Source organism: Acinetobacter johnsonii (genome assembly GCF_048551975.1).
GTDB lineage: Bacteria > Pseudomonadota > Gammaproteobacteria > Pseudomonadales > Moraxellaceae > Acinetobacter > Acinetobacter johnsonii_A.
Map to the genome: position 1 here is coordinate 1 of NZ_JBIMCF010000168.1, position 291 is coordinate 291.

Sequence of the window (291 nt, forward strand, 5' to 3'; positions counted from 1 at the left end):
GGCTGGCGCAAACAATTAAAATATAAGAAATTTAAATTTTGTGGCATTCAACATAAACATTATAGTATTGGTCTGGCAATTGCAGATATTGGCTGGGTCGGACACGGTTTTTTCTATATCTATGACCATGAAACAGGGCAAGTCATTGAGTGGAATGCTATTCAGCCGTTAGGTCACAAGACGTATCTTGATGAACAGCCTTTGTTTAATCAAAGTTATTTTTCTAAATCGCCTTATCAGTTTGATATTCAGCATGCCAATGGTGTGCGATACATTCGGGTAACTAAATAT

Annotated in this window: 1 protein-coding gene; it reads left to right on the top strand. The window is 36.8% G+C overall.

Features of this window, described 5'->3' with window-relative positions:
* A partial coding sequence (locus ACG9ZB_RS17090) for a DUF2804 family protein (RefSeq protein WP_419326831.1) occupies positions 1-291 on the top strand: 291 nt, incomplete at both ends.